The organism is Paenibacillus whitsoniae (assembly GCF_003955665.1).
GTDB classification, from domain to species: domain Bacteria; phylum Bacillota; class Bacilli; order Paenibacillales; family NBRC-103111; genus Paenibacillus_E; species Paenibacillus_E whitsoniae.
In genome coordinates this window covers 70,864-82,891 of the sequence record NZ_RXHU01000002.1, presented here as the reverse complement: position 1 = coordinate 82,891, position 12,028 = coordinate 70,864, and the positions used below count along the sequence as shown (strand labels likewise).

Below are 12,028 nucleotides of genomic sequence, written 5' to 3'. Positions count from 1 at the left end.
GGCTGGTTGCCTTGATGGAGCTGCAATCGTCCCGGTTCAGAACCCGTGTGAACGCAAGCGGCGAGCCTGTGCTGCTGATGGATCAAAACCGCGCCGCCTGGGACCGGCTGCTCATCGGCCGCGGCCTCGCCGCGCTCGAGCGGGCCCGCAAGCTGGGCCGGTCGCTCGGCCCCTATGCGCTGCGGGACGAGCCCGCCTTGAAGGACTATTACCTGCTGCCGAGCGTGCGGGGAGATCTATTAGTGAAGCTGGACCGCTTGGCTGAGGCGGGCGGGGAGTTTGAGCGGGCCGCTGTGATGACGAAGAATGCGAGTGAGCGGGCGCTTTTGCTGAAGCGGGCTGCGGCTTGCGAGCAGGACGGGAGGTAATCAACATGCGATACATGATTATGGTGAAGGCGACCCGCTACTCGGAGGCCGGGGTACGTCCCGGCGACGCCTATCAGACGGCGATTGACCGGTATTGGCGCGAGCTGGCCGAAGCCGGTGTGCTTTTGGAGAGGGAAGCGCTGCGGCCGAGCTCAGCGGGTGTGCGCATCGTGTACCCGGCGGGCGGGGGAGAACCGGCGCTGGAGGCGGGGCCTTTTGAGGCGGATCATCGGCTTTTGGCTGCGTATGCGCGCATCGAGGCGGAATCGGAGCAGGAGGCTTTGCGCTACGCGCTGCACATGCCGGTGCCCGAGGATCGCGGGGCGTTTGAGCTGGAAGTGCGCCGACTGGAAGACGACGGTGGCAAAGCGATGCATCCGAGTGTACGGGTGCTAGAGTATGAGTTAGCCCAACAACAATTTATGCTGCAAAGGAGAGAAGAGAGATGAATCCAGAAGTAACGGAATTTATAGAGGGTTTAAAAGAAGCATGGCAGGTGGAGCTGTCCAAGGAGCTGCGGGAGATGGTCTACGGCGCGATCCCGGATGTGCAGGAGCGCATGCAATATAAGAAGCCGCATTATTTGAAAGGCGGCAAATACGCCGCGGTCATCTCGACCTCGAAGGATGCGGTGAGCTTTACGATTTTTAACGCTGCGGGGTTGGAATTGCCGGACGGGATGTTCGAGGGGCCCGTGGAACGCAAGACGTTGAAGCTGCGCAAAGGGGATACGGTAGACCGTGGACAGCTTTCCGCGTGGGTTGCACAAGCGTCGAGCAGCCTATAAATGGCGGTAGACAAATGCCTCTTAAGAAGCTAAGATTAGCGTAATTTCATATGAACTAAATAGAGGTACAAGTCGTCACGTGGGTAACGGGCGCTTGCTTAAAAGGGAAGATCGGTACGAAGCCGACGCGGTCCCAACCACTGTAATTGCCGAGTGACTCCTGATAGACGCCACTGTCCTGCTAACGGGATTGGGAAGGCGAGGAAGAACGATGACGCATGAGCCAGGAGACCTGCCTTTATTTATGGATGTTTCTGATTCTTTGGGGGTGAGAAGAGGGAACGCGTGGGTATGCCATTGACATGTCAGGATGTGGGTGGTGTTTGTTTGGAGCGCAATTGGATACGTTCAGGTCACCTTTCAGCAGGGTGGCTTTTTTGCGATGGATGATCGTTCAGGGGGGAGGATAGGCATGACGCTGCAACAATTAAAATATGTCATCGAAGTAGCGAACCGAGGGTCGATTAATGAAGCAGCCAAAAGGCTGTTTATTTCGCAGCCGAGTCTTTCGAATGCGATCAGGGATCTTGAGGAGGAGCTTAAGATCTCTATTTTTGATCGCTCCAATAAGGGGATCTCTCTGTCCAAAGAAGGGGTTGAATTCCTGGGCTACGCCAGGCAAGTTGTGGAACAAGCGGAGCTGCTGGAGAGCCGCTACCTGAATGCGAAGCTGTCTCCGCAGCACTTTTCGGTATCGACCCAGCATTATGCTTTTGCCGTGAATGCGTTTGTCAATCTGGTTAGTGAGCACGGTCAAGAGGAGTACGAATTGGCTCTGCGCGAGACGAAAACGTATGAAATTATCGAAGATGTCAAAAGCATGCGCAGCGAAATCGGGGTCCTCTATTTGAATGAGTTTAACGGAAAAGTGATCAATAAGCTGCTGAACAGCGCAAATCTGCAGTTTACCTCCTTATTCATTGCGAAGCCGCATATTTTTATCTCGATTAAAAATCCGCTGGCGAAGCAGTCCGTCGTGACCATTGACCAGCTTCAGAACTACCCCTATTTGTCGTTTGATCAGGGGGAGTATAATTCGTTTCATTTTGCCGAGGAAATTCTCAGCACCATGTCGCATCAGAAGAGCATTCGGGTCAATGACCGTGCGACACTATTCAATTTATTGATCGGTTTGAACGGGTATACGATCTCAACCGGTGTCTTAAGTTCGGATTTGAATGGGAATGAAATCATTCCCGTGCCGCTCGACTGCGAGGAGACCATCAATGTCGGATGGATTTCGCACAAAAATGTTCCGCTTTCCAAGCTCGGGGCCGCTTATGTGGAGGCGCTTCAGCGTCAATTTTCGCGATAATGTATGTAGCTATACCATTTAACTATAGCTAGATATAGCTAATTCGAGTTACTTTATAGCTGCTCCTCTATGCTATTTTTATCTTAACAAATGTGTAGAGGAGATTAATCGGATGGTAAAGAGCAGTGTATTGGGGTACCCGCGCATTGGTGCGGATCGAGAGTGGAAGAAAGCGCTGGAAGCTTTCTGGGCAGGCAAGCTGGAAGAATCGGAGTTTGAACAGCAGCTGCAAGAGATTCGTTTGAATCATTTGCGCAAGCAGCAGGAGAAAGGCATCGACCTGATCCCTGTCAATGATTTCAGTTATTACGATCATATCCTTGATACGGCGGCTATGTTCGGTATTATTCCTAAGCGTTTTTCTTGGGAGGGAGGCGCAGTTCCTCTATCCGTCTATTACGGTGTTGCACGGGGAACGAAGGATGCCGCTGCAAGTGAAATGACAAAGTGGTTCAACACCAATTATCACTATATCGTGCCTGAATTGAACGGAGCTTCACCTGTTGTCACGGAGAACAAGCCGCTGACCGCTTACCGCGAAGCGAAAGAAAAGCTGGGCATCGAAGGGAAACCGGTAATCGTAGGCCCGTTAACATTCTTGAAGCTGTCCAAAGGCTACAGCGCATCGGAATTCGACGCTTGGCTGAACAAGCTGCTGCCGCTATATGTACAGGTTCTTAAAGAACTCGCTGCTGAAGGCGTTCAATGGGTACAGATCGATGAGCCGATTCTCGTCACGAAAGTCAGTGATGCTGATGTTGCGAGACTTCAAACGATCTATGGCACGTTTGCCAAAGAAGTACCGGGCCTCCATATCGTGCTGCAAACGTATTTTGAAGCGGTTGACCGCTACGCTGACATTGTTGCGCTTCCGGTTAAAGGCATTGGTCTGGATTTCGTTCACGGTCTGCAAGGCAACCTGGAATCGTTGCGGACACTGGGCTTCCCTGCTGACAAAGTATTAGGCGCAGGCGTCATCGACGGCCGCGGCATTTGGAAAGCGTCGCTTCGCGTGAAGCTGGCTTTGCTTGAAGAGCTTGCCGTACTCGTACCGGCTGAGCAGTTAATCGTTCAATCTTCGAGCAGCTTGCTCCACGTGCCTGTATCGACAGAGCGGGAAACGAAGCTGGCACCGGAACTGAAAGGTGCGCTCGCCTACGCCGATGAGAAACTGGTAGAGCTTGTTCTCTTGGCAAAAGCGGTTTCCGCCGGCAGCGCGGAGATTGCAGCGGAACTGGAAGCCTGCGATCGCGTCCTGCAAGCACTTCAGGATTCGGAAGCGCGCAATCGCAGCGATGTTCAGGAAAAAGTCGCTGAGCTGCGCGTTCAACAACCGCAACGCAGCCGTCCGTTCGCCGAGCGTTATGCTGCACAACAAGCCAAATATCAATTGCCGCTGTTCCCGACAACAACGATCGGAAGCTTCCCGCAGTCGGCGGAAGTGCGCAAAGCGCGTCAATTGTGGCGTAAAGGCGAGTGGAACAACGAGCAGTACGAAGCGTTTATTCGTGAGCAGATCGACCTCTGGATCCTCCTTCAAGAAGAGATCGGCATCGACGTGCTGGTTCACGGGGAGTTTGAACGGACGGACATGGTCGAATTTTTTGGCGAAAAGCTGGCCGGTTTTGCTTTCACACAATATGGCTGGGTGCAATCGTACGGTTCCCGCTGCGTGAAGCCGCCGGTGATTTACGGCGATGTTGCTTTCATTGGCGACATGACCGTCGAGGAAACGAAATATGCGCAATCTCGCACAGGCCGTCCTGTTAAAGGCATGTTAACAGGCCCGATTACGATTATGAACTGGTCGTTTGTTCGTGACGATATCTCTCGCGAACAGATTGCTTACCAATTGGCCTATGCCCTGAGACAAGAAGTTGAAGCGTTAGAAGAAGCGGGCATTGGCATGATTCAAGTCGACGAGCCTGCCGTTCGCGAAGGCCTGCCGCTGAAGGAAGAAGAGCAAGCTGGCTATCTCGCCTGGGCGGTCAAAGCTTTCCGCATCACCACTTGCACGGTGCAGGATACAACGCAAATTCATACGCATATGTGCTATTGCGAATTCCATGACATGATCGATTCCATCGAGGCGATGGATGCGGACGTTATTTCGATTGAAACTTCCCGCAGCCATGGTGAATTGATTCACAGCTTCGAGCTTAACACCTACAAGCTGGGCATCGGTTTAGGCGTTTACGATATTCACAGCCCTCGGGTACCGGGTGTAGAAGAAATGACAGCGATGATCGAACGCGCCCTGCGTGTACTGGATCCTAAGCTGTTCTGGATTAACCCGGACTGCGGTCTGAAGACGCGCGGACATGCGGAGACGGTTGCTTCGCTGCGCAACATGGTGGAAGCGACGAAGCTTGCTCGTGACAAGCACGCTGCGCTGATCTAATTTTCAATGTCGTAAATTTGGAAATTTAGTTCGTGACAACCACGACGCATATAACACTTCGTGGTCCCCGAGGTGGCATGATCCTATGCCGCAAGCCTTGGGCGGCAGCGATTGATAAAGCCGTATATCCTGGCCAAAACGTCGCAGTCTCAACATCAGCGGCAAGGATGCCGAACACCTGCTGGATGAAGTTGGGGTCACCGTGAACAAAAACGCGATCCCATTCGACCCGGCCAAGCCGATGATTACAAGCGGCGTGCGCATCGGTACTCCGGCGGTAACTGCCCGGGGGGATGGATCAGGCAGCGATGAAGCAATTGCGAAAATCGTGGCGTTGACCTTGAAAAATCCTTCGGATGAAGCTATTCTTAACCAAGTGCGCGGTATGGTCGACGAACTAATCGATCAGTTCCCGCTTTCCCCGGGATTAAACTACTAAAATCGTTACTACTTAGGTCCTTTCCGTCACACGATCCAGTTCCCTCTGGTGTGGGGTGTCAAAACCTGCAAAACTGCAGGAATTTTCATCTGAATGTGCGCCATTCCAAGGAATTCCTGCGATTTTGCAGGCTTTTTGGGAGAGATCGCCTCTTTTTCGAACAAACGCATCTAAAAAACTGCATAATCGCAGGCATTTTGTGAAAAACGCCCTTTTTGAGAAAAAAGCCTGCCTTTTTGCAGGAATTTACCTCTCCCCTTCAATAAATACCTAAGTTATAACCTAAAATCTTACTGCCTACGTCGGGCGAAGTATTTGATCTTCGGATCAGATACTTTTTTTACATTCTGAGTTAAGCGAAGCTCCCCTTTATTTAACTGGAAAGGGCCAGCAGGTGATGAGATTAGCCAGAAATCACTGGCTAATTTTGGGTAGGCAGCGGATTTAGCCGAAATAGCTAGTGCAGCCATTGGTAACCCAGCTGGCATCTCCGCCTAGAAGTTTGGTTGTAAACGGCATGGCGTAATGGGGCCGGCGTTTCCAACCGTTTTTTCCACTACTGGGATGCCTATCCTCGAAGCAATTCCATTCGATCCACAAAGAAGGAGGACGCGCTAGTGATCTACGAATTTCCAGGTGCTCTGCCCCATCAAAAAATCATTTTATCCAGAGAATCCCTCATTGAAGAGGCAAATTGTGTCCTGATTTTCCCCTTCTATCAGGGTAAATGGGTTCTAGTTAACCATCATAGCCGCGGTTGGGAATTACCTGGTGGGATGAGAGAGGAAGGGGAGACCCTTATTCAAACCGTACACAGAGAGATGTATGAAGAAGCGGGTGGTAGACTCGATGGGATTGAGGGTATAGGGCAATATTTGATTTTTGAAAGGGAGCAGCTTGTTTTCGTAAAAACCATCTATATCTCGACCGTCAGCGTCCTTGAAGGGTTACCGGGCGGATTTGAAACGAATGACGTGAGGCTGCTGGCTGCCCTACCGATGCCTTCCGAGATTAGGGATGATCCGGCGTATAGCCCTTATATGAAGGATGATGTGTATGCGATTGTGTCCGAGTGGGTCAAGGATCATGTCTTTACCCGGGAGGAAGGGGAGCATGCAATGAACACCTGTTAAAATATGGTGTGGACAAATCCCCTTTAAGACGATAAGATTAGCTGTAATTTCATACTTTAGCTAAGTAGAGGTGCAAGTCGTCACGTTGCTAACGGGCGCTTGCTTAAAAGGGAAGATCGGTACGAAGCCGACGCGGTCCCAACCACTGTAATTGCCGAGTGACTCCTCAGAGATGCCACTGTCCTGCGTAGCGGGATTGGGAAGGCGAGGAGAAACGATGACGCATGAGCCAGGAGACCTGCCTTTATTTATGGATGTTTCTAATTCTTTGGGGGTGAGAAGAGGGAACGCGTTGGAATGCGCGAACAGGTTTATTTGGTAATGTCTGCGTACGTCTGCTCAATGAAAAACGGTAAGTCACCCTGGGGAAGGGTGGCTTTTTTTGTGTTTGTTTTGGGCAATTAAGCTTAGGAAAAAGGAAGTGTAGGATGAAACAGCACGGTTGGTTTAGGTCGTATATTGCATTTATCATGTCATTTGTTGTATTAGTTTCTTCAGTGGGATTGACGGCGGGTTTGTCTCCGCAGCATGCGTCAGCTGCGACGGGTACTGGGCCAAGCTCAATCAGAGAGTGGCTTCCTGCACCGGGGCAGTTTATCAATGAAAGCGGCTGGGGCGGAACCGGCGACATCAATACGAAGTGGACGAACACGCCCGGGTCTGCCGGGGTATCCGTCGGCGCCTTCGGGGGCGGTCTTACATTCAAGTTTGACGAGCCGATTGAAAATAATCCGCTGAATCCGTACGGTGTCGATTTTACGGTATTCGGCAATGCCTTTTCCGGCAATGAAGAGCCGGGCGGCGTAGCCGTTGCCCAAGACGACGGCACCGGCAATCCGGGGCCTTGGTATTACATCGCGGGGTCCGAGCATTATGAGGACAGCACGATTTGGGATTACCGGGTTACGTATACGAATCCGGAACCGGATTTTACAAGTCCGAACGGGGTCAATATTCCATGGACGGACAATCAGGGCGGCAGCGGTTTAGTTAAAACGAACGGCTCCCACAAGCATGCGTACTACCCGATCCCTGCGAATTATCCGAATGTGCCAGCGGATTTTAACAATCTGTCGTACACGTATTCGGGCGTAAAAATCGCTGTAAGGAAGAACGCCTTCGGCTATCCGGACACGCATGCCAACGGCAGCGCGCCTTATGATGTGCCGGCTAATCCTTACTTAACGTCACCGACGAAGGGCGATCCGATCGACATCAGCTGGGCGGTGGACAGTGCCGGCAAGCCGGTTCAATTGACCAATGTTAGCTTTGTCCGAGTTTACAATGCGGTTCAGATTGATGGTGGCGCTTTTGGTGAAATAGGGCCGGAAGTGACCTCGATTGTGCGCGTTACGCCGGATGCCAGCGTAGGGACAACTGCTGACCTTTCCAGCATCGTACTCACCGGTACTGGGACGGATAGCACCGTCAGCAAGACGGTCACGGTAACATCGGGCGTCTACACGTATGAGAATATCAAGATCAACGCGGACAAAATCAAACTGACTGCGAACGGCACCGCAACGACCGTGTTCGTGAACAATACAAGCGGCACGGTAGGTACGCCGGTTAACAAAGAAATTACACTGAGCGAAACGACACCGAAGCTTGTTCGTGTGATTGCGCAGGACGGGCTGAATGCACCGAAGATTTATTATTTGAGCATTCTAAAAGCACCGACACTGCCTGTTTCTGTTGCAGTAAGTGGATATAGCGCCAACGCCGGCAAGTCTGTCGTACTTGCGAGCAAGGGGACGAAAATAGAAGTTGGGCAGACAGCGAAGCAAGCGATTGAGAATGTACTTATCTATAACAACATTCCGTTCGTCAATCCTAGCGGTAACTACATCACCGGCATTGGAGGCTTGAGTGCGGCAGACGGCGGCTCCAAAGCCGGGTGGATGTACCTCGTCAACGGGCAGTTCGCGATGGTGGGGATTGCGGAGTATGTACTTCAAAGCAATGACACCATTTCGTTGGTATATACGGACGATTACGAGCAAGACATCACGCTGGCTGCGAACAAAACGCAGCTGATTGCCAAAATTGCCGAAGTCGAAGCACTGCAAGCAAGCAGTTACACAGATGTCAGCTGGCAAACACTGCAAGCCAGCCTTACCTTGGCGAAAGCCGTAGCATCGAATGCCGGCGCCATTCAATACCATGCGGATACAGCGCTGGCCAAATTAACGACTGCGCAGCAAGGGCTGGTCGAGCAGCAAACGATAACAGCAACGCTGACCGTCGACGGTCATAGTACAGCGGCAGGGAAAGATGTGACGCTGGCTAAGAAGAGCGTAAGTACTGCAAAGGGCAAAACGGCCACTGATGTTGTGCAAAAGGTGCTGACAGACGAAAGCATTCCTTTTGATGATAACGGGGGAGCCTACATCTCTTCCGTTGGCAATTTGGCTGCATTCGACGGTGGCCCAAACAGCGGCTGGATGTATTTGGTTAATAATCAGATGCCGGATGTCGGCATGGCGGATTATGTCCTGCAAAACAACGATGCGATCACGCTGATCTATGTCGACGATTACATGGAACAAGCCAATAAAACCCAACTGAATGCCAAGATCTCAGTAGTCGAAGCGCTGCAGGCGGGCAGCTACACGGATAGTAGCTGGCAAGCGCTGCAAGCAAGTTTGACAGGGGCCAAGGCGGTCGCAGCGTATGCTTATGCTGTCCAGTATCAGGTCGATGTGGCGCTGGCAGATTTGACGGCTGCGCAACAAGGCCTGGTCTTAAAGCCTGCTCCTCCGCAGCTGATCACCGTCTCTTTTACCTTAAATGGGAACAGCGTGGCGGCAGGCAAGAACGTATCTCTGGCTACCAAAACCGTTAGTGTTCCGGTCGGCTCTACAGCGGCCTATGTGATTGAAAAGGTACTGAATGAGAACAGTATTTCATTTGTTAATGAGAGCGGTAACTACATTTCCTCCGTTGGCGGATTAGCTGAATTTAATGGAGGCCCGAACAGCGGCTGGCTGTATTCGGTGAATGGTAGTGATCCGAATGTGGGGATTGCCGATTATGTTCTGAATGCCAACGCCAGCATTATCCTGCGGTATACGGATGACTATACCAAGGAAGGCAAGCCTAGTGGAAGCGGCGTCACTGGTGGTGGAGTCGGCTCCTCTTCGAAAGTCGTCGACATCCCTTCTTCCCAGAAGGAACCGTACACAGTAGACTTGGCGAAAGAAATCCAAGGCCAAAGCGAGCTTAAAATCAACATCCCAAGTGATGTGCAGTCCAAAGTCATCCTCAATACTGAGGGGACTCAAGCCAATTTGCCTGCGATCACAGCGACCAAAGGCGATGTGACCGTCTCGGTCGACAAAGGCACGGCACTGAAATCCGGCGATCGCAAGATTGAGCTGCTTACGACGCTAAGTTCAGGAGATGCTGAACTTCAACGCTTGGTGTCAAGCGGTTTGGCGACCGGCAGTAAGCTGGATAAAGTTTTCGTAGCTTTTGCAATGGGGAATGAAGGCGGCTCGGTGTTGTTCGACAAGCCTCTGACGTTGACCGTCAAAGGCGGCAAAAACCAGCTCGCAGGATACTTGGAAGGTGGCACATTTACACCAATACGAATCTACGATAGCGAAGCACAAGGCGTGTCTGCGACCAGCGGGCAGGAAAAAATCACTTTTGCTTATGTGAGCGGCAATGATCTGATTATTAAAACGAACCACTTTACAAGCTTCGTGACCTATGCCGTCAGCAAGGAGGCTGCGCCGCAGCCGACCGGTCTGGGTGCACTGTACGGAGATGCCAATCTGATCTCCGACTGGGCGGTAGAGGCGATTCGCGAAGCATCACAGAAAGCTTTTGTAGACGGCAGCGAGGGCAAGTTCCATCCGGGAGTTACGGTAACAAGAGCCGAGTTTACGAAAATGCTGTCCGGCGTTCTGGGGCTCAAAGCGAAAAGCGACGCTGCCCTGCCGTTTAGCGATGTAACCTCGCGCGACTGGTTCTACCCGTATGTCAAAGCTGCTTACCAAGCAGGCTTCGTCTCCGGCACGAGCGACGATACGTTCAGCCCGCAGGAGAAGCTGACGCGTGAGCAGATGGCGGTTATTTTGGCCAAAGCACTCGGTTTGAAGGTTGTGCAGCAGAAACTGGACGTGCAAGATGCTGATCTCGTATCCGATTGGTCGCAAGCGAGCGTAGGCGCGGTTTTGAGCCAAGGCTTGATGTCAGGCTGGGATCAACGCTTCCATCCGCAAGATGAAGTGACGAGAGAAATGGCTGTCGTTGTGGCAATGCGCGCCTATTATCAACCGAAGCCAAGCCAGCCGGATGTTTCGCAAAAAGCTGCCGTAGACAAGCAAATCAACCAAACTTCGGCCTACTTGCAGCAGACGGTGACGGACCCGACCGTGGGGACACTGGGCGGCGAATGGACGGTGCTCGGGCTGCTGCGCTCGGGCGTGCCGGTGCCGGATGCATATTACGCGAAGTATTATGCAAATCTGGCACAGATTTTGAAGGACAAAGCAGGAAAGCTTCACGCCGTTAAATATACGGAGTACGACCGTGTGATTCTGGCGCTGGCTGCGCTGGGGCGCGATCCTCGCCAAACGGCAGGTTATGATTTGCTGACTTGGTTGGCCGATTATGAAACGTTAATCAAACAAGGGATTAATGGACCGATTTTTGCACTATTGGCGCTGGACAGCAAGGGATATGACATTCCGGCAGTTGCATCGGTGAAAACGCAGACGACACGTGATTTGCTCCTTGATTTTATTTTGAAAAGAGAGCTGACTGGCGGCGGCTGGGCGTTGGCTGAGGGCTCGACTGAGGCTGATGCCGATATCACCGCTATGGCGATTCAAGGGCTGACGCCTTATATCGGCAGCAAGCCGAACGTACAAGCAGCGGTCGATCGCGGAGTGGCTTGGTTGTCCAAGTCGCAAGGAGCTGACGGCAGCTTTGCCAGCGGCGGTGCGTCGAACAGCGAGAGCATCTCGCAGGTCGTCATCGCCCTGTCCGGGTTAGGCGTTGACGCGCACACGGATGCCCGTTTTGTAAAAAACGGCCGCTCCGCGCTTGACGCGCTGCTCGGCTACGCTTCCCAGGACGGCGGGTTCTACCACGTGCTTGCCGGTGGCGAAGCAAACGGCGGAGCGAAACCTGGGGACGTTGACCCGATGGCAACGGATCAAGGGCTGTTGGCGCTGGATGCCTATGCTCGACTACTGGGCGGGAAGAACCGTTTGTACGACATGCATGACGTAAAATAGAGGAACTTATAGCAAGCAGGGGCCCTAACGGTGCCCTTGCTTGCTTCCGTATTTTGGGCGCTGTGCGTCCGCCAAAGAATGGGACTGAATGTGTGGTGGAGCAAGGCCGACAGAGTGGTGCGGAAACCGAGTGTTGGTGCTTGGATAGCCGCATTTCCTGTATTTTGTACAGCAAAAATGAGGGAATCGCAGGAAACATGAGGAAGAAAATGTATTTTGTGCAGCAAATTCTGCTGATCATCGCCTGAAATGGGGAAAAAGACCGCTTTCCAGCGAGTTTTGATGTAATTTTTACATGTCTTTGCTGGAATCCGTCCGATTTCCGGGAATTACCTG

The 12,028-nt window shown here is 52.2% G+C and carries 7 protein-coding genes, 1 pseudogene and 2 riboswitches; all 8 genes and pseudogenes read left to right on the top strand.

Annotated features, from left to right (window positions below; genetic code table 11):
- The coding region (locus EJQ19_RS00405; RefSeq protein ID WP_338143312.1) for a DUF6596 domain-containing protein at positions 1–368 on the top strand (368 nt) is incomplete at its 5' end.
- A gap of 5 nt (positions 369–373) precedes the next feature.
- Positions 374–817 (top strand): YciI family protein, encoded by a 444-nt coding sequence (locus EJQ19_RS00400; RefSeq protein WP_126139233.1) that lies wholly within the window; start codon positions 374–376, stop codon positions 815–817.
- The gene (locus EJQ19_RS00395) at positions 814–1,155 is read left to right on the top strand and encodes a DUF1801 domain-containing protein (protein ID WP_126139232.1); all 342 of its coding nucleotides are present in this window, start codon (positions 814–816) and stop codon (positions 1,153–1,155) included. Before EJQ19_RS00400 ends, EJQ19_RS00395 begins: the two co-directional genes overlap by 4 nt.
- Before the next feature lie 46 nt (positions 1,156–1,201).
- A riboswitch (cobalamin riboswitch) is annotated at positions 1,202–1,409 on the top strand.
- Positions 1,410–1,567: 158 nt separating this feature from the next.
- Positions 1,568–2,470, top strand: coding sequence for a LysR family transcriptional regulator (locus EJQ19_RS00390; protein WP_126139231.1), 903 nt, complete (start codon positions 1,568–1,570; stop codon positions 2,468–2,470).
- Between the two features lie 112 nt (positions 2,471–2,582).
- Entirely contained in the window at positions 2,583–4,871 is a 2,289-nt protein-coding gene (gene metE / locus EJQ19_RS00385; protein WP_126139230.1) for a 5-methyltetrahydropteroyltriglutamate--homocysteine S-methyltransferase, read from the top strand.
- A 29-nt stretch (positions 4,872–4,900) separates the two neighbouring features.
- Positions 4,901–5,310, top strand: a pseudogene (locus tag EJQ19_RS00380) (serine hydroxymethyltransferase); the annotation flags it as partial.
- Between the two features lie 617 nt (positions 5,311–5,927).
- The gene (locus EJQ19_RS00375; RefSeq protein ID WP_164716239.1) at positions 5,928–6,443 is read left to right on the top strand and encodes an NUDIX domain-containing protein; all 516 of its coding nucleotides are present in this window, start codon (positions 5,928–5,930) and stop codon (positions 6,441–6,443) included.
- 51 nt (positions 6,444–6,494) lie between these two features.
- A riboswitch (cobalamin riboswitch) is annotated at positions 6,495–6,703 on the top strand.
- A 168-nt stretch (positions 6,704–6,871) separates the two neighbouring features.
- On the top strand, positions 6,872–11,692 hold the full coding sequence (locus tag EJQ19_RS00370) for a DUF4430 domain-containing protein (protein WP_126139228.1): 4,821 nt from the start codon (positions 6,872–6,874) through the stop codon (positions 11,690–11,692).
- The last annotated feature ends 336 nt before the right edge of the window (positions 11,693–12,028 follow it).